Here is a 17940-nt window from a genome sequence, read left to right as displayed (position 1 = left end):
GGTCCTACCGGTGTGCGGTCACCCCCGGCCGCACACGTCACTCATATCGCGCAACGACGCCCGCAGACAATCAGGTATTCCCCCGAGAGCAGGCACGATACCGGCGTCGGCCGTCACACCCAGGGTGGTCCAGGGTCCCCAGTTGAGCGCACCGACGGCCAGACCGACGCCCTCGGCGAGTGGCAGCACGGGGTAGACCTCGCGGATCCGGGCGCCCTGCACGTGCAGCGGCCGGCGCGCGCCGGGCATGACCGAGGCGAGCAGATGGAAGAAGCGCCGCCCGTACACGCCCCCGACCAGCACCTCCTGGGCCCGTCCCGGCAGCGCGCCGAGGAGCTGCAGGACCGCGGCGGCGCCCTCGGGCTGGCCGCTCGCGGTACCGCGCTCCAGCAGCGCGGCCACCCGGGTGACGCGTTCGGCGGGGGTCATGGGTCCGGTCGGCAGGTCGACCGACACCGCGGCGGTCCGGTTCCCGCTCGACCGGCTGCCCACGCCGCGGGTCGTCCGTGTGGTGAGCGGCACCATCGTCCGGACGTGGTCGGGCGCGCCGCCGGCGTGCGCGGCCAGGTGGCGGTGCAGGAACTCGGCGACGACGGCGAGCACGAGCACCGTCGTCCCGACGCCGTGCGCCCGGGCCGCGTCGCGGACCTGCTTGCCGTCCAGCCGGACCCCGATTCGCCGCGGCCCCGGCGAGGACACCCCGCCCGACAGCGGGGAGCGCCCGGCCGTGCCCGCGAGCGCGAGGCCCGCGATCCCGCGTGCGACGCGGGCGCCCGCCCGGATCCGGTCGCGTCGCGTCCGGGGGGCGGCGGTCTCGCCGGGGCCGCGCGCGGGCAGGGCGGCCTCCTCGTCGGTGAGGAGCCGGATCAGCGCGTCGGTGACGGCCAGCCCGTCGCCGAGGGCGTGGTGGACCTTGGCGAGCACGCCGATGCCGTCGCCGCCGGTGTGCCGGGCGATCAGCAGCTCCCAGCCGGTCGCGACGGGGTCGACGGGCTCGGCGAAGAACGCCGTGAGCGCGTCGTCCCAGGTCTCGTGGTCGGCCCCGGGCCCGACGTGCACCGCCCGGGCCCGGACGTGCCGGGCCGGATCCGGGGCGGTGTCGACGACCCAGCGCCGCGCCCGGCCGGGCCGGGAGGGCGCGAGCCGGCGGGTGAGCAGTTCGATGTGGGCCGCGCGCTCGGTCACCAGCGACGCGACGTGCGCGCGCCAGCCCTCCGCGAGCGCCGGGTCGGTACCGGGACCGTCCGGGTCGTCGATGAGCAGCCGGGCGCCGACCTGCTGGGGTACCGCCGGGGTGGCGGCGTAGAGGAACAGCGCGTCCTGGCCGCGCACGCGCTCACCGGGCCGGGTCGTCGCGGCAGGGGCCGCGGCGGTGCTCGCGGCATCCGCGGCCGTGCCGCCGGTGGGGGACCCTGCGGCGGGGGACCCTACGGCCGGGACCAGCGCCGCCACGTCGGCGGCGAGGTCGGTGCCGTCGAGGCGGGCGCGCAGCCGGGCGGTGACGTCCGCGCGGGCCGCGGGGTCGGCGAGCGCCTCGACGGCGGCCCGGAGGTCGGCGGGGCCGGGGCACACCGTCGCCAGTCCCGCACCGGCCAGCAGCTCGGCGTTGGCCCGCCCGTGGCCGGGGATCGGGGCGAACAGCAGGAGGGGACGCGCGCACGCGATCGCCTCCAGCGCGGTCGCCCCACCGGCGTTGGTGACGACGGCGTCGCAGTCGCGGGTCGTCGCCGCCGGGTCGGAGACCCAGTCGACGACGTGCATCCGCACCCCGCGGGGATGCGCCCGCGCGACCTGTTCGAGCCGGGTCCGCACCGACGGCACCCGGCCCGCGCTGACCAGCACGTCCCCGCCGCCGTCGAGGACGGCCGTGCAGGCGCCCGCGACGTCGCCGAACGCCAGCGACCCGCACGAGACGTAGACCAGCGGCCGGGCGCGCACGGGCGCGTCGGACCCGGGCGGGGTGAACGCGCCGACGACGGGCAGCGCCGCGACGCGGACCGCCGCACCGGGGACCGCCCTGCGCAGCATCCGGGCGCCGTCCTCGGTGCTGACGAGGTGCACGTCGAGTGCCGCGTCGCCCCACAGCGGGTGCGGCGCAGGGTCGGCGACCAGCGCGACGGCCGGCATCGGCAGCCGCCCGGCGCGCCGCAGCCGGCCCAGGCCCAGCACGGCCTCGGGGAACGTCGCGACGACGAGGTCGGGCCGGTGGGCGTCGACCGCGGCGGCGATCCCGCGCGCGCTCCACCGCGACACGACCGCCCGCGTCCCCGCGCGGAACGGCGCGGCGTGCCACAGGAGCCGGAAGTACAGCTCGTAGAGCCACGGCAGCCGGCGCACGCAGCCGGCGTAGATCGCCGGGAAGAGCCGCCCCGCGCCCTGGCCCATCGCGTCGAGGGTCTCGGTCCAGGTCACCTCGACGCCGGGCCACAGTGCCCTGGCCCGCTCCTCGACGGCGCGCGCCGCGGCGTGGTGGCCCTCGCCGAGGCTGCCGGTGACGAGCAGGACGCGCCGCGGCGCACGGCCCGCGGGGCCCGCGGCCGCGGTGGCGGGGCGGCCCCCGGCGACGGTGCGCACGTCGCCTGCCGGGGTCTCGGCACCGGTGGTCGTCCCGCTGGTCATCCCGCCATCCGTTCTGGTCGTGTCCGCGCTAGCGTGCGGTCGTGGAGCTGAGCGGCCCGGCCCCGGACGGACCTCCCGAGGGCCCGGGACACGTGCTGGTGCTGTCGGCGCCGGTGGGGGAGGGCCACGTCGCCGCGGCCCGGGCCCTCGCGACGCGGATGCGCGCGCTGTGGCCCCGCGCGGTCGTGCGCGAGGTGGAGAGCACCGGGAGCACCGCCCGCGACGCGGCGCTGGCGCGCAGCTACGCCGCGACGATGCGCTACGTCCCCGGCCTCTACGGCGTCGCCTACGACGCGCTGCTGCACGCCCCGCGCGCGGCGGCGCCGTTCAAGGCGGTGAGCGCGGCCCGGGTGGGTCACGACCTCGCCCCGCTCGTCGAGGCGGAGCGGCCCGACCTCGTCGTGTCGACCTACCCGATGACGACGGGCGGGCTGGCGTGGCTGCGCCGCCGCGGGCGGCTGCCGGCGCGCAGCGTCGCCGTCGTCACCGACATGGCCGTGCACCCGTACTGGGCGTGGCGCGACGTCGACGAGACCTGGACGCTGCTGGAGTCCTCGCGCGAGCAGGCACTGACCGTCGTCCCGGGCGCCGACGTGCGGGTCGCCCCCGCGGCCGTCGACGTCCGCTTCGCCCCGCGGGACCGGCACGCCGCCCGGGTCGACCTCGGGCTGCCGGTCGTCGGCTTCACGGTGCTGGTCTCGGGCGGGTCGCTGGGCTTCGGCGACGTCGACACCGTGGTCGACGCCGTGCTGGCCGCCGCGACGGCGGACAGGCCGGTGCGGGTGGTCGTGCTGTGCGGGCGCAACGAGCGGCTCAGGCGCGACCTGGAGGCGCGGGGGCTGCCGGAGACGACGCTGCGCGCCGTCGGCTGGACCGACCGGGTACCCGACCTCATCGCGGCCGGGGACGTCGTGCTCACCACGGCGGGCGGGGTCATCGCGACCGAGGCGCTCGCCGTCGGACGGCCCGTGGTGTTCGCCACGCCGGTCGCAGGGCACGGCCGGGCCGGCGCCCGGCTCGCCGAGCAGGCGGGGCTCGCGCTCGCGTGCCCGCGTCCGGTCGACGTCACCGCCACGATCGCGCGGCTGGCCGCCGACCCGGACGCCGTGGCGCCGCTCGAGGCACGGGCCGCGGAGTTCGGCGTCCGCGACCTCGACGCTGCGCTGCGCGAGCTGGCCGGCCGGGTGCGGACACCCGCGGGCCGGCCCTGAGCCGACGGGTCGGGGGCTCAGCCCACGCGCACCGGCGACGGCAGGCCGATCCGCAGCCGGATGCCCTGCCCGCGCATCGACCGGTGGAACCACCACAGCGACGCGACGATCCCGAGGCCGACCAGCGAGTACGACCCGGCCGTGGACACCATCAGGTAGTTGCCGACGGTCTGGGTCGCCAGCACCGCGAGCGTCGTCGCCCCGTTGACGAGGAAGACGATCGCCCACAGCAGCGACACCCGCTTGAAGAACCGCTTCATGTGCGGGTGGTCGGTCAGCGTGTCGGGGAACGCGCAGAAGTCGTCGGCTAGCTTGGCCAGCAGCGGACGCTCGAAGCCGAGGGTCACCAGCAGCGCCAACGCGAACACGAAGTTCTGCACCGTCGGCTGCAGGAAGTACAGGAACGCACTCCCCGTGCAGAAGCCCACCACCGTCCGCGCCAGCAGCAGCAGCGTGCTGATCACCAGGATCGCGGGGATCTTCCGGCGCAGCACCACCCGCCGCCCGATCGCCACCGCCGACCACGCGAGCGCGGCCAGCAGCCCCGCGTCGAAGCCGGCCTGGGTGAACAGCACCCAGAACAGCGCGAGCGGGACGAGCGTCGACTCGAGCAGCGGGCGTCCCGCCTGTCGCAGTAACGACCCGATGGGGGGCAGGTGGATCAGGGTCGTCATGCGGTGGTGGTCCGGCATCCGCGCGGTCCGCCTCTCCGGGGGGGTTCGGGGTCTCCGAAGCATATCGGTCCCGATAACGAGGAGGTAACGGGGCTGCTGTCCGGTTCGCGGCAGCTCGTGCCGAACGGGCCGTCTCTGACGTGGCGGGCCTCAGCTTCCCGCCGCGGCGCGGATCGACTCGCGCAGCGACCCCATGGTCGCAAACACCGCCGACGGCTCGTACCCGCAGTGCGCCATGCAGTTGGCGCACCGCTCGTCCTTACCGCGACCGAACGCATCCCAGTCGGTCTCCTCCAACAGTTGCCTGTAGGAGGAGGTGTACCCGTCATCGAGCAGATAACACGGCTTCTGCCAGCCGAGCAAGGAATACGAGGGAATCGCCCACGCCGTGCAGTCCAGGTCGACCTTGCCCTCGAGGAAGTCCAGGAACACCGGCGAGTGGTTGAGCCGCCACTTCTTGCGCCGCCCACCGTCGAACGCCTTGCGGAACAGCTCGCGGGTCTGCTCGACGCCGAGCCAGTGCTCCTGGTCGGGCGCCTTCTCGTAGGCGTAGCCGGGCGAGATCTGCATGTTGTCGATGCCGAGCTCGTCGTTGAGGTAGTCGAGCACGTCGATGACGTCCTGCGGCGTGTCGGTGTCGAAGAACGTCGTGTTCGTGTTCACCCGGAAGCCGAGCTCCTTGGCCTGCTTGATCGCGGCCACGGCCTGGTCGAACACGCCGTCCTTGCTCACCGACGCGTCGTGGCGCTCGCGCAGCCCGTCGATGTGCACCATCCACGCGAAGTTCTTGTGCGGGGTGAACTTGTGGATGTGCTTGGGCAGCAGGACCGCGTTGGTGCACAGGAAGACGATCTTGTTGCGGTCCAGCAGCTGCCGGACGATCTCGTCGATCTGCGGGTGCATGAGCGGCTCGCCGCCCGCGATCGAGACCATCGGCGCGCCGGACTCCTCGATCGCCGCGACCGCCTGCTCGACGGGCATCCGCTGCTTGAGCAGGGCGGCCGGCTGCTGGATCTTGCCGCAGCCGTTGCACTTGAGGTTGCAGGCGAACAGCGGCTCGAGCTCGACGAGCAGCGGGAACTTCTCGACGCGCTTGATCTTCTGCTTGATCAGGTAGGCACCCAGCCGAACCGACTGGCGAAGCGGCATGGCCATTAGTGGCTCACCTCCTTGGGAAGGGTGAATCGGACGTGCTCGGATCCGGTCGAGGTGGCCGTGACGGTCACCGGGCCGAGCCCGGACAGGCAGCTGACGACCTCGTCCACGAGGTCGTCGGGGGCGGACGCGCCGGCCGACAGCCCGACCCGGCCCACCCCGGCGAGCCAGGAGAGGTCGAGCTCGGACACGTCGTCGACGAGGTGGGCGGGCACACCCTGGCGGGCGGCGACCTCGGCGAGGCGCCGCGAGTTCGACGAGTTGGGCGACCCGACCACGATGACGAGGTCGACGTCGGCAGACACCGCGCGGATGGCGCGCTGCCGGTTGGTCGTCGCGTAGCAGATGTCGTCCTGGCGGGGCGCCGCGATCGACGGGAACCGCTCGCGCAGGATCGCCGCGATCCGCTCGGCCTCGTCGACGGCGAGCGTCGTCTGCATCGCGTACGCGACCCGCGTGGGGTCGGGGACCTCGACGGTGCGCGCGGACTCCTCGTCCTCGACCACGGTCACCCGCGCGGGGGCCTCGCCGACGGTGCCTTCGACCTCCTCGTGGTCGGAGTGGCCGATGAGCAGCACGGACTCGCCACGGCGGGCGTGCCGGCGGACCTCGGTGTGGACCTTGGCCACGAGGGGGCACGTGGCGTCGACGACCGAGAGCCCCCGGGCGTCGGCGTCGGCGCGGACCGCGGGGGAGACACCGTGTGCGGCGAGCACGACGTGCGCCCCGGGCGGGACCTCGTCGACCTCCTGGACGAACACCGCGCCGCGGTCGGTCAGCCGGCGCACGACGTGGGCGTTGTGCACGATCTGGCGGCGCACGTAGACGGGGGCGCCGTAGCGGTCCAGCGCCCGGTCGACGATCTCGATGGCCCGCTCGACCCCCGCGCAGAACGACCGCGGCTCGGCCAGCCGCACGGTGCGCGGTCCGGTCGCGTCGAGCCACGTGCGCAGCGCGGGCGCCGCCCGGCGCAGGGTCCGCAGGGCCGTCAGGCCGCGCACCGGGGTCCCGGGCCGCAGCAGCGGGGCCCCGGGCGTGTCGACGACGACGCGCACCACCGCGAACGGTCCGCCCGCCGCGGCCGCCGCGAGGTCGGCGGACTCCATGTCGACGACGAGCGCACCCGTCGTGGCCAGCGCGATCCGCTGGTCGCCGTCGACGACCTGCGGCGTGCTCACGACCGGTCCGACGTGCACGCGCAGTCCCAGCGCGCGCAGCGCGGCGGCGAGCGGCCGGGCCGTCGGCACGGCGACGGGCCCGCGCGCGCCGGTGCCGTCGCGGACCTCGTCGGCGACGACGACGTCGCCCGGCTCCAGGTGCGGGGCGAGCGCACCGGCGACGCCCGCGACGAGCACCGGGCGCGGCCCGTCGACGGCGAGCGCGCGCGCGGTGCCCGCGGCGCGCCGGCCCATCCCGGTGCGGACGAGCCTGACCCCGGCCAGCGCGTCCCCGTCGAGCGCGCGGCGTTCGACCGCCAACGGTGCGCACACGACCGGCGGTCCGAGGGTGTGGGGCAGCGGGGCCGTCATCGGGTGCCCTCGCCGTGGACGTAGCGGCCGAGCGCCGACACCGGGAAGACCATCCGGTAGAGGTGGTAGCGGATGTAGAACGCGCCGGGGAAGCCGGTGCCGGTGTAGAGCGTCTCCTCCCACGACCCGTCGGGGAGCTGGGTGTCGACCAGGTACCGCACGCCGCGGGCGGTCGCGGCCGAGTCCCGCTCGCCCGCGGCCAGCAGCGCGAGCAGTGCCCACGCCGTCTGCGACGGTGTCGACGCGCCCTTCCCGATCCACGCGGGGTCGTCGTAGGAGCGCAGGTCCTCGCCCCAGCCGCCGTCGTCGTTCTGGTGGCGTTCCAGCCAGGCGACGGCCCGGCGGATCGACGGCGCCGTGGGGGACACCCCGGCGGCGACGAGTGCGGGGACGACGCCGCCGGTGCCGTAGACGTGGTTGGCGCCCCAGCGGCCGAACCAGGAGCCGTCGGGCTCCTGCGCGGCGAGCAGCCAGTCGACGCCGCGCCGGCAGGCGTCGGTGCCGGCCAGGCCCTCCGCGGCCATCATCTCGACGACGTGCGCGGTGACGTCGGCCGACGGCGGGTCGATGACGGCGCCGAAGTCGCAGAACGGCAGCTTGGTGATCAGCTCCCGGGTGTTGTCGGCGTCGAAGGCGCCCCAGCCGCCGTCGCTCGACTGCATGCCGACGGTCCACGCGACACCGCGGTCGACGGCGGCCCGCAGCCGTGCCGGGTCGGGATGGGCGACGCGGCGCAGCGCGAGCACGACCTCCGCGGAGTCGTCGGTGTCGGGGTAGCCGTCGTTGTCGAACTCGAACGCCCAGCCGCCGGTGGGAATGTCCGGCCGGCGGACGGCCCAGTCGCCCCGGACGTCGCGGACCTCCTCGGCGAGCAGCCAGTCGGCGGCGGCGAGGACGTCGGGGTCGTCGGCGGGGACGCCGGCGTCGAGGAGCGCGGTGACCGCGAGGCAGGTGTCCCACACCGGGGACTGGCAGGCCTCCAGCCGCCGCACGACGCCGTCGGGGGTGTCCTCGCGGACCAGGAACCGGTCGAGCCCGCGCAGGCCGGCGGCGACGGCGGGGTGGTCGAGCGGGTAGCCGAGCAGGTGCAGGGCCAGCAGCGAGTACACCCACGGCGGCTGGATGCCGCCCCACGAGCCGTCGGCCTCCTGACGGGCCAGTACCCACTCCGCGGCGCGGCGCATGGCGAGCCTCCGCAGACCGCGCAGCGGGCGCCGGGAGTACGCGTGCAACACGCGGTCGAGCCGCTGGAACGCCCCGGCCCACGTCCAGGGCCGCGCGGGCGGGGGCGGCACCGCGCCGGTGCGCAGCTCGTCGACACCGAAGGGGAGCGGGCGGCTGGGCCGCAGCGTCGCGACCACGGTCAGCGGGACGACGGTCTGGCGCGCCCAGCAGGCCCAGTCGTAGACGTTGAGCGGGAACCACTTCGGCAGGAAGATCAGCTCGGGTGGCATGTCCGGGAGCTCGTCCCAGGACCAGAGACCGAACAGGGCCAGCCAGATGCGGGTGAAGACGCGGGTGCGCTCCAGGCCGCCGTGGGCGAGGACGTGGTGCTGCGCGCGACGCATGTGCTCGGCCGCCGGGTCGTCGCCGGCGAGCCGCAGCGCGACCCAGGCCTCGACCGTCGTCGACAGGTCGGGCGGGCCGTCCTGGAACGTCGCCCAGGTGCCGTCGGCGCGCTGACGGGAGCGGATCCAGCGGGCCGCCTCCGCGGTCTCGGTCTCGGTGCGGATGCCGAGGAACTCCCGCAGCAGCAGGTCCTCGGCGTCCATCGTGACGTTCGTCTCGAGCTCGCCCTGCCACCAGCCGTCGGGGTGCCGGCCGGCGCGCAGGAACGCGACGGCGGCGTCCAGCGCGGCCCGCGGCGTGCGGGTCGCGAGGAGCTCCGGCGCGGTGAGGGTCATCAGAACTCCCTGTCGACGAGGTGGTGTGCGACGGCGACGAGCTCGGCCGTGGGGCCGGGGAGGAGCCCGGCGCCGGTCACGGCGTCGAGTGCGCGGTCGCGGCGGCGGCGGGCCTCGGCGGCGGCCCACTCGCGGCCGCCGCCCTGTTCGACGAGCCGCGCCGCGGCGTGCAGCTCGTCGTCGGTCGGGTCGCCGTCGGCGGCGAGCCAGTCGCCGAGCTCGCGGCCGATGTCCCCGCCGTTGCGGATCGCGTAGGTGACCGGCAGCGACTTCTTGCGCGACCGCAGGTCCGACAGCACCGGCTTGCCGGTGACGCCCGGGTCGCCCCAGATTCCGAGCAGGTCGTCGACCAGCTGGAACGCCATCCCGACCTCGTGGCCGTAGGTGTGCAGCGCCTCGGTCTGCGCGGCCGGGGCGCCCGCGAGCACCGCGCCGATCGACGCGCTCGCCGCGAGCAGCGACCCCGTCTTGCCCGCGGCCATCGACAGGCACTCGTCGACCCCGACGTCGTCGCGCGACTCGAACGCGAGGTCCTCGGCCTGGCCGCGGATCAGCTCCCGGGTGGTGACGGCGAGCAGCCGGGCGGCCGGCGCCGCGTGCGGCGACGGCGCCTCGAGCAGCACCTCCTGCGCGAGCGCCAGCATCGCGTCGCCGCACAGGATCGCCGACGACGCGCCCCACTGCACCCACACCGTCGTGCGGTGCCGGCGTTCGGTGTCGCCGTCCATCAGGTCGTCGTGCAGCAGCGAGAAGTTGTGCACCAGCTCGACGGCGACCGCTCCCGGTACGCCCACCTCGACCCCGGCACCGGCCGCGGCGGCCGAGAGCAGCGCGAGCGCGGGCCGGACGGCCTTGCCGCCGCCCGCGCCGGGTGACCCGTCGAGCTTGGTCCAGCCGAGGTGGTAGCGGGCCTGGGTGCGGCTGGCGTCGTCGAGGCGGTCGACGGCGGCCTGCAGCGCCGGGGTGACGGTGTCGCGGCCGCGCCGCAGCACCGCGGTCGCCACCTCCCGGTGGCCGGCACCGTGGTCCGGGGACCCGGGCACCGCCCGGCTGCCCAGTGTCGCGGTCATGCCGCCGCCCCCGCGGCGACGGTCGCACCGGAGTCGGCGAGGACCGCGGCGGCCGCGGCGTCACCGCTGCGCACCGCGCCCTCCATCGTCGCGGGCCACCCGGTGGCGGTCCACGCGCCGGCCAGGGCGAGGCCCGCCAGCCCGGACACCGGCCCGGGACGCAGCGCGGCCTGCCCGGGGGCGGCGCGGAACGTCGCGTGCGGCTCGCGCGTCACGAAGAAGTCGAGCACCCGGGCCGTGGCGGCGGTGGGCAGCACCGCGGCCAGCGCCGGGAGCATCCGGTCGCGCAGCGCGGCGACGGGCAGCCCGATCAGGTCGTCGGCCGCCGACAGCGACACCGCCAGGTACTGCGCGCCCGGCGGATGCACCGACTCCGCGCCCGACGAGGCCGTCCGGTCGAACACCCACTGCACCGGGCCGTCGACGGCGGCGGCGAACTCGTGGTGCAGCACCCGCCGGTCGTAGACGACGTGCACGTTGACGATGGGGGAACTGCCGAGCCGCCCGGCCCAGCCGTCGGGCAGGTCGACGGCGCCGGCCGGCAGCAGCCGGGTCGCGGCGGCGGGGGGCACGGCGGACACGATCCGGTCGGCCACGATCTCCTCCTCTCCTGCGGGTCCGGCGGTGCCGGGCCCGGCCTGCGCTTGGGTGTCCCGTCTGGTTCGGGCGGTGGTGCGGGTGACGGCGACCCGCCAGCCGTCGGGGGCCGGGGTGAGCGACCGGACCCGGGCCGAGGTCCGGACGTCGACGCCGGCGGCGCGCAGTGCGCGGCGGGCGGCGTCGTCGTGGAGGCGGCCCAGCGGCACCCGGGCCCAGCCGATGTCGCCCGCCGCGGCGTCGGTCAGCAGGCCCAGCTGGAACACGGTGGCGGCCAGTGCGAGCGAGGCCTCGTCGGCCCGGGCGTTGAGCGTCGCGATGCCGACGAGGTCCCACAGCGTCTCGACGGCCCGCGGCCGCTGCCCGTGCGCCGCCAGCCAGTCGCCGAACGTCCGGGCGTCGACCGCCGGGTCGGTGGGGTCGACGCGGCCGAGTGCGAGCGCCGCGCCCAGCACCCGCACCCGGTCGGCGACGGGCATCGGGCGGTAGCGCAGCAGCGCCGCGCCGAGGTGCAGGGGAGCGGGCAGCCCGCTGCGGCGCAGGCGCGACGGAGCCGCACCCGGCGCGAGCACCGGGATGTCGAGACGGTCCTGCAGACCGACGTCGGCCGTGACCCCGAGCCGGTCGAGCAGCGCCAGGTAGGAGGTGCAGCAGCGCAGCACGACGTGCTGGCCGGTGTCGACGTCGAGCTCGCCGCGCCGGAAGGAGCCCGCGACCCCGCCGAGGCGCGCCCGCGACTCCAGCAACGTGACCCGCGCCCCGGCGTCGGCGCAGCGCAACGCGGCCGTGATCCCCGCCAGCCCCCCGCCGACGACCGCCACGTGCACGCTCACGCCCCGGCACCTCCCGGCGCGCGGCCGGCCAGCGCCTTGACCGCGACCCCGATCTTCTGGCGGCCCGACAACGACCGGCGCTGGTGGTAGACCGACGGCGGGTCGGCGGCGATGTCGTCGAGCAGCTGCCGGTAGATGCCGGCCATCGCGGTCGCGCAGGCGGCGCTGCGCCGGTCGAGCAGCGGTACCAGCCGCAGCCCGTCGGCGTACCACTCGCGCGCCCGCGCGGCCGAGAAGCGGATCAGCTCGGCCAGTCCGCCGGTCTTGTCGACGAGGTTGCCGTGCTCGTCGAGGCGCAGGTCCACGTCGAACCGGGCCAGCTCCTCGGTCGGCAGGTAGATGCGACCGTTCTGCAGGTCCTCGCGGATGTCGCGCAGGATGTTCGTCTGCTGCAGCGCGATGCCGAGCGCGTCGGCGAACCCGGGGGCCCGCGGGTCGGGGCGCGACCCGAAGATGCCCAGGCACAGCCGGCCCACCGAACCCGCGACCTGCCGGCAGTAGCCGACCATGTCGTCGAACGTCGCGTAGGGCGCGGACTCGCCCGGCACGTCGTCCATCCGCACGTCGGCCTCGACGCCGTCGACGAGCTCGTCGAAGGCGCCCAGCGGGATCGGGTAGCGGCGCGCGGCGTCGGTGACGGCGACGAGCACCGCGTCGCTCGCGTCGGGGTCCTGCTCGCGGGCGCGCCGCACCGACTCGCGGACCCGGCCCAGCGCGGCGAGCTTGGCCTCGGTGCCGGGGTCGCCACCGGCATCGCCGTCGCCGATGTCGTCGATGCGCCGGGCCAGCGCGTAGACGGCGCACAGCGCGGACCGCTTCGCGGGCGGCAGCAGCCGGATGCCGTAGTAGAAGTTGCGCGCCTGCTCCCGCGTGATGGCCTCGGTGCGCGCGTAGGCGAGCTCGAGGGCGGTGGACGGGCGACGGCTCATACGGCACTCCGGGCTAGCTCGCGGACCAGGTGGTGGGCGACGTCGCGCCTGCGTGTGCGCGGGCTGCCGGCGAGGACGTCGAACCTGCTGCGGCGCAACGCGTCTGCGGCGCCACGGCCCCCGGCGAGGTAGCCGGCGACGGCGAGCCGGGCCCAGCCGTGCAGCTGCCCGAGCAGCGGGGCGCCCTCGTCGAGCAGGGCGCTCGCGCGTTCGGTCTCGCGGGCGACGAGCGCGCGCACCGTCGTCGGTGTGTGCGGGGCGGTGAGGTCGGCCTCGGTCACGCCGAACGCGGCCATGTCCTCGGCCGGCAGGTAGACGCGCCCGCGGCCGAGGTCCTCGGCGACGTCCTGGCAGTGCTCCAGGACCTGCAGCGCGGTGCAGATCCGGTCGGAGCGCCGCTGCACGAGCGACCCGTCGGGGGCGTCGGCGCCGAACACCGCCAGGACCATGCGCCCGATGGGTTCCGCGGACAGCACGCAGTAGCCGAGGAGGTCGTCCCACGTCCGGTAGCGGGTGACGTGCTGGTCGGCCAGGTTGGCGGCGACCAGGCGCTCGAAGGGCTCCCGGGCCAGCCCGCAGGCGCGCACGGTCGGGACGAGGCGCTGCAGCACCGGATCGACGGGGCCGGGCGGGCCGTCCCAGACCCGACGCAGATCGGCGCAGAAAGCATGGAGCCGGGCGGTCCGGTCGGCCCGCTCGGTGTCGGTCCGGTTGGTGGCGGTCCGGTTGGTGTCGGTCCGGTCGGGGTCGGCGCGGTCGGGGTGGGTGCCGACCCGGCGGCCGGGGTCGTCGTCACCGTCGCCGATGTCGTCGATCGCGCGGACGACGTCGTAGACCGCGCGCAGGTGTGCACGCGTCCGCGCCGGCAGCACACGCAGTGCCACCGGGAAGTTCTCGGACCGCTCGGCGTCCCGCAGCCGGGCCTCGGTCGCGGACCCCGCCGCGGGCGCCGGCGGTGCCCCCGCCCGCCGACCTCCCACGGGGCAAATCCTGCTCCTTCGCGCCGGACGATCTCTGCGCACCAACGGTTAATTCTGCCCGGCCAGAGTTGTCACATCCTGATAAATCCGGTGAGTCGGATGCCCCGAGGGGCGTACAAAAGATGTGTGGACGTTCAGGACCCGTCCCTGACGGCGCTCTTACCGGTGCTCGCCGAGCGCCTCCCGGCGCTGCTGTCCGAGGTGCGCGCAGCGCTGGGGGAGGAGTGGCCGGACTACGCGTCCTTCCTCGACGAGCACGACGTCGAGGTGGCCGTGGCGGCCGACGCCGCGATGCGCAGGCTCGTCACCATGGCGGGGGCACCGAGCAGCGAGGACGGCGTGGGCCCCGAGCTGTTCGAGGAGATCGGGCGCATCCAGTGGCGCGAGGGTCGCGACCTCTCGGCGCTGCTGGGCGCCTACCAGGTCGGCGCCCGGGTGTGCTGGCACCACGTCTCCGCGGCGGCCGTCGAGATGGGGGTCGAACCGCGGACGCTGGCCTCGCTCGCCGAGGCCGTCTTCTTCTTCGTCGACAAGCTGTCGTCCTCGTCGGCGCGCGGCTACGTCCTCGAGCAGTCGGAGGAGGCCGCGACCCGCGAACGGCTGCGCGACGAGCTCGTCGGGCTGCTGCTCTCCGACCGGGCCGACCAGGCGGCCGTGCGTGCCGCCGCCGCCCGCGCCGGCTGGACCGTCCCCGACGAGCTGGGCGTCGTGCTCATCCAGCGCGACAACGCCGTCGGGCACCGCACGCTGGCCCGGATGGACGCGTCGTGCCTCGTGTTCAGCCGGCCGCCGCTGCTGGGTGCGATCGTGCCCGACCCGTCGCGTCCCGGGCTGCGGCGGCGGTTGGGGCTGACCCTGCGCGGGGCGGGTGCCGTCGTCGGGGTGGCCGTGCCGCCCGACCGGCTGCCGGCCAGCCTGCACATCGCCGAGATCGCCGCACGGTTGCAGCGCGAGGGCATCCTCACCGACGACCCGGTCTTCACCGACGAGCACCTCGACGCGATCATCGTCCACCGCGACGCCAAGCTGCTCGACGCGCTGCGCCACCAGGTCCTCGGCCCGTTGCGGGGGACGACGCAGGCGTCGCGGGAGCGGCTCGTCGAGACGCTCGGATCCTGGCTGCGGCACATGGGCGACCGGCAGGCGATCGCGGCGGAGCTGCACGTGCACCCGCAGACGGTCCGCTACCGCCTCGCCAAGCTGCACGAGCTGTTCGGCGACGACCTCGACGATCCCGAGGTGCGGGCCCGGATGGTGCTGGCGCTGTCGTTCGGGGAGGCGCGCACGCCCGCGTCCGACCCGCTGGCGGTCAGCTCGTCGTGACGGCGCCGCCCGCGGGCCTGCCGTAGCCGCGCAGCAGTTCCGCGACGCGGTCCAGCTCGTCGGCCGGCAGGAGCCGCGGGGTGCCCGCGAGGCTCGCCTGGTGCCACAACCGGCACAGCCACTCCAGGTACAGGCTGCGGGTGTAGGCGGTCGCGAGGTCGGGCCCGTGGGTGGTCGCGCCGTGGTTGCGCAGGATCACCGCGCTGCGCCCGGCCAGCGCCTCGACGCTCGCCCGGGCCAGCGCCTCGGTGCCGTACGTCGCGTACGGCGCGACCCGCACCGGTCCGCCCAGCGCCGCGACCATGTAGTGCACCGCGGGGAGCTCGTCGAGCAGCACCGACACCGCCGTCGCGTACAGCGGATGGGTGTGCACGACCGCGCCCGCGTCGGTGGCGCGGTAGACCGCGAGGTGCATGGGCAGCTCGCTCGACGGCACGACGGGCCCTGTCGCGTCCGGGTCGGCCGGGCGGCCGTCGAGATCGACGACGCACACCGCGGCCGCGTCGAGCCGGTCGTAGGGGACGCCGCTGGGCGTGACGGCCACCAGGTCGCCGACGCGGACGCTGATGTTGCCCGACGTCGCGACGGTGAGGTCGTCCGCGCGCATCCGCAGGCAGTGCTCGACGACGGCCTCGCGGGCCTCCGGCAGCAGCATGGTCGTCGGTCCTCCCGGTCGGCGTGATCACCGGCGACGTTATCGTCGCCGACGTGCTCGCGGAGGGACCCGGCGGTCCGGTCTGGCTGGGGGTCGACCTGGGTACCCAGGGGGTCCGCGCCGTCGCGGTCGACGCCGCGGGGCACGTCGCCGGCGCCGGGTCGGCGCGGCTGCGGCACGACCTGCGCCGGGGGCCGCGCCACGAGCAGGACCCGCAGGAGTGGTGGACGGCGACCTGCGCGGCGACGTCGGCGGCGCTCGCGGGGCTGCGCGGGCGCGAGGTCGCCGCGCTGGCCGTCGACTCGACGTCGGGGACGCTCGTCGTCCAGGACGGCGCCGGCCGGGCCGTCGGCCCGGGGCTGATGTACGACGACACCCGCGCCGCCGCGCGGGTGGCCGCCGTCCGGGAGGCGGGGCAGGCGGTGTGGGCGGCGCTCGGGTACCGCGTGCAGGCGGCGTGGGCGTTGCCCAAGCTCGTCGAGCTGTGCGCGACGGGTGCCGTCCCGGCCGGGCACACGGTCGTCCACCAGGCCGACCACGTCGTCGCCCGGCTCGCGGGGCACCCCGTCGCGACCGACACCAGCCACGCACTCAAGACCGGCTACGACCTGCTCGCCGACGCGTGGCCGACCGCCGTGTTCGAGGCGCTGGGGGTCGACGCGGCGGTGCTGCCCGCCGTCGTGCCGCCCGGGACCCCGCTGGCCGTCGTGTCGCCCGCGGCGGCCGCGGAGAGCGCGGTGCCGGCGGGGACGCCCGTCGTCGCCGGGATGACCGACGGGTGCGCCGCGCAGGTGGCGGCCGGCGCCCTCGCTCCCGGCGACTGGTGCTCCGCCCTCGGGACGACGCTGGTCGTCAAGGGGGCCACGGCCACGCCGGTCGTCGACCCCGCGGGCGGGGTGTACTGCCATCGCCATCCCGACGGCGGCTGGCTGCCGGGCGGGGCGTCGAACGTGGGGGCGGGGGTCCTGCGCCGTGAGCTCCCCGGTGTCGACCTGGCCGCGCTCACCCCCGCCGCGGCCGCGCTCGGCGTGCCGCCGGGTGCGACGTACCCGCTGGTGGGGGTCGGGGAGCGGTTCCCGTTCCCCGACCCCGACGCGCGGGGTTTCGACGTCGGCGGCCCTGCGGTCCCGACCCCGGCCGAGACGCTCGCGCGGGTCGCGCACGGCGTGGCCTACGTCGAGAGGCTGGCGTTCGACGTGCTCGCCGGGCTCGGTGCCGACGTCTCCGGCGCGGTCACCGTCACCGGCGCCACCAGCGCCAACGACTGGTGGAACCAGCTGCGGGCCGACGTCCTCGGCCGGCCCGTCGCCGTCCCCCGGGAGGCGGGCTCGGCGTTCGGCGCCGCCGTGCTCGCCGCCGCGGAGCCGGGGTCGCTCGCCGCGACCGCGCAGCGCATGGTCCGGCTCCGGGCCCGCTTCGACCCGCGGCCCGAGCGTGCCGACGCGCTGGCCGAGGGTTGTGCCCGCCTCCGCGCCGAGCTCACCCGTGAGCGCCGATGGTCGCTCTAGCGACCATCGCCGCTCACGACGTCTGAGCTGGGCTCGGCAGTGCCGGTGCCGGGGCGGCCCGTCAGGCGCCGGTCCAGCAGCCGATGATCGTGCGCGCGACCAGGAGCGCCGTCTGCGGCGGGGTGATCGGCGGGGAGCCGAGGCCGGGCGGGAGGTCCGTGTCGTCGACCAGCAGGACCTTGAAGTCCTTGCGCACCACGACCGAGCCGTTGGTCGTGACGAACGCGCCCTCGCCGAGCCCGTCCTCGGTGCGGGTCGAGCCGAGCCGCTGGGCCAGCGCGTCCATGTAGGCGGTCGTCTCGGCGACCGACGACAGCTCCTTGACCGACAGCGTGAACGAGCCGGCGGGATAGCGGTAGCGGCAGGAGTAGACGTGGTCGGCCCAGGTGGGCGGGTCGATGGCGGTGGGCGCCACGCCGAGGGCCTCCGTGATGTCCTCGCGCGCCTCGTCGGAGCAGACGAGCACCGAGCTCGCCGACGGGTTCGCCCCTGCGGGCTCGGCCGTCGTGGGTGCGAGGGGCGCGGGCACCTCCTGCGACGGCCCGGACCCCGACGGCCCGGACCCCGACGGCCCGGACCCCGACGGCCCGGACCCCGACGAGCAGGCGGTGAGCAGGGCGGCGACGGCCGCGAGGACGGCCATCCCCACGGCACGACGGCGGGTCACGCGGCCGAAGGCTAGCCACGGTCGCGGGCGGCGGTCCGGTCGGGCGGCGGGTGTGCGCCGAGCGGGCGCCGTCGGGAGGGCGGCGGGCCGCCGGCGAGGCTCTCGACCGCCGTCGCGCTCGGCGACGGCGCTGCCTCCCGCGACAGCGCCGCCCCCGCGACAGCGCCGCCCCCGCGACAGCGCCGCCCCCGCGACAGCGCCGCCTCCCGCGACGGCGGCGCCTCCCGCGACAGCGCCGCCCCCCGCGACAGCGCCGCCCCACGGGGAGGTCGGGGGCGACGGCCCT

At 76.3% G+C, this 17940-nt stretch carries 14 protein-coding genes; 3 read left to right on the top strand and 11 right to left on the bottom strand.

Going from position 1 to position 17940, the window contains the following annotated elements; translation table 11 throughout:
• Positions 1-18 precede the first annotated feature (18 nt).
• On the bottom strand, positions 19-2619 hold the full coding sequence (locus tag PSED_RS18520) for a WS/DGAT domain-containing protein (RefSeq protein ID WP_013675774.1): 2601 nt from the start codon (positions 2617-2619) through the stop codon (positions 19-21).
• A 41-nt stretch (positions 2620-2660) separates the two neighbouring features.
• Between PSED_RS18520 and PSED_RS18515 the strand changes: the two genes are divergently transcribed.
• Complete coding sequence (locus PSED_RS18515; protein WP_233899075.1) at positions 2661-3830, top strand: MGDG synthase family glycosyltransferase; 1170 nt, start codon at positions 2661-2663, stop codon at positions 3828-3830.
• 17 nt (positions 3831-3847) lie between these two features.
• Here PSED_RS18515 and PSED_RS18510 read toward each other — a convergent pair whose 3' ends face one another.
• From PSED_RS18510 to hpnC, 8 genes are all read right to left on the bottom strand, one after another.
• Positions 3848-4504, bottom strand: coding sequence for a VC0807 family protein (locus tag PSED_RS18510; RefSeq protein WP_103380232.1), 657 nt, complete (start codon positions 4502-4504; stop codon positions 3848-3850).
• A 150-nt stretch (positions 4505-4654) separates the two neighbouring features.
• Entirely contained in the window at positions 4655-5659 is a 1005-nt protein-coding gene (gene hpnH / locus PSED_RS18505) for an adenosyl-hopene transferase HpnH (protein ID WP_013675771.1), read from the bottom strand.
• Positions 5659-7188 (bottom strand): 4-hydroxy-3-methylbut-2-enyl diphosphate reductase, encoded by a 1530-nt coding sequence (gene ispH / locus PSED_RS18500; protein WP_013675770.1) that lies wholly within the window; start codon positions 7186-7188, stop codon positions 5659-5661. Before ispH ends, hpnH begins: the two co-directional genes overlap by 1 nt.
• Positions 7185-9092, bottom strand: coding sequence for a squalene--hopene cyclase (shc, locus tag PSED_RS18495; RefSeq protein ID WP_013675769.1), 1908 nt, complete (start codon positions 9090-9092; stop codon positions 7185-7187). The genes ispH and shc overlap by 4 nt, the downstream gene beginning before the upstream one ends.
• A complete protein-coding gene (locus tag PSED_RS18490) occupies positions 9092-10162 on the bottom strand; it encodes a polyprenyl synthetase family protein (protein ID WP_013675768.1) in 1071 nt (356 codons plus the stop codon). The genes shc and PSED_RS18490 overlap by 1 nt, the downstream gene beginning before the upstream one ends.
• Entirely contained in the window at positions 10159-11592 is a 1434-nt protein-coding gene (gene hpnE / locus PSED_RS18485; protein ID WP_013675767.1) for a hydroxysqualene dehydroxylase HpnE, read from the bottom strand. Before hpnE ends, PSED_RS18490 begins: the two co-directional genes overlap by 4 nt.
• A complete protein-coding gene (locus tag PSED_RS18480; protein ID WP_013675766.1) occupies positions 11589-12521 on the bottom strand; it encodes a squalene/phytoene synthase family protein in 933 nt (310 codons plus the stop codon). Before PSED_RS18480 ends, hpnE begins: the two co-directional genes overlap by 4 nt.
• A complete protein-coding gene (gene hpnC / locus PSED_RS18475) occupies positions 12518-13501 on the bottom strand; it encodes a squalene synthase HpnC (protein WP_013675765.1) in 984 nt (327 codons plus the stop codon). The genes PSED_RS18480 and hpnC overlap by 4 nt, the downstream gene beginning before the upstream one ends.
• Before the next feature lie 126 nt (positions 13502-13627).
• Between hpnC and PSED_RS18470 the strand changes: the two genes are divergently transcribed.
• Entirely contained in the window at positions 13628-14824 is a 1197-nt protein-coding gene (locus PSED_RS18470; RefSeq protein WP_233899073.1) for a PucR family transcriptional regulator, read from the top strand.
• Here the strand turns inward: PSED_RS18470 and PSED_RS18465 are convergent.
• Positions 14811-15479 (bottom strand): class II aldolase/adducin family protein, encoded by a 669-nt coding sequence (locus tag PSED_RS18465; protein WP_013675763.1) that lies wholly within the window; start codon positions 15477-15479, stop codon positions 14811-14813. The genes PSED_RS18470 and PSED_RS18465 overlap by 14 nt on opposite strands.
• A 53-nt stretch (positions 15480-15532) precedes the next feature.
• Between PSED_RS18465 and PSED_RS18460 the strand changes: the two genes are divergently transcribed.
• Positions 15533-16987: an FGGY-family carbohydrate kinase gene (locus PSED_RS18460; protein ID WP_041761588.1), complete on the top strand. Its 1455-nt coding sequence runs from the start codon at positions 15533-15535 to the stop codon at positions 16985-16987.
• Positions 16988-17048: 61 nt separating this feature from the next.
• On the opposite strand, the gene PSED_RS18455 is transcribed toward PSED_RS18460, so the two are convergent.
• The gene (locus tag PSED_RS18455; protein ID WP_143770538.1) at positions 17049-17654 is read right to left on the bottom strand and encodes a hypothetical protein; all 606 of its coding nucleotides are present in this window, start codon (positions 17652-17654) and stop codon (positions 17049-17051) included.
• Positions 17655-17940: the final 286 nt, after the last annotated feature.

It is taken from the genome of Pseudonocardia benzenivorans CB1190 (assembly GCF_000196675.2).
GTDB classification, from domain to species: Bacteria; Actinomycetota; Actinomycetes; order Mycobacteriales; family Pseudonocardiaceae; genus Pseudonocardia; species Pseudonocardia benzenivorans.
This window is presented reverse-complemented; position numbering and strand designations above follow the sequence as displayed.